The sequence below is a fragment of the Butyrivibrio sp. AE3006 genome (genome assembly GCF_000424165.1).
Classification (GTDB): domain Bacteria; phylum Bacillota; class Clostridia; order Lachnospirales; family Lachnospiraceae; genus Butyrivibrio.
The window spans coordinates 106,199-106,409 of the sequence record NZ_AUJJ01000019.1; the positions used below are offsets into that span (position 1 = coordinate 106,199).

At 49.3% G+C, this 211-nt stretch carries 1 protein-coding gene; it reads right to left on the reverse strand.

Translation table 11 applies throughout. From position 1 onward, the window contains the following. Positions 1-211, reverse strand: a 211-nt coding sequence (locus G603_RS23310) for a hypothetical protein (protein WP_196808067.1), incomplete at both ends; no start/stop codon positions are given.

Here is a 211-nt window from a genome sequence, read left to right on the forward strand (position 1 = left end):
GGCTCTGCTGATACGTCACTTACTGAACCTTCAATTGAAGGCTCCGCTGAAACATCGGCTACTGCGCCTTCTGTAGCAGGTTCTGCAGACATCATTTCATCGATGTTGATATCACCAAGTGAAGGCTCTGCTGATACGTCACTTACTGAACCTTCAATTGAAGGCTCCGCTGAAACATCGGCTACTGCGCCTTCTGTAGCAGGTTCTGCAG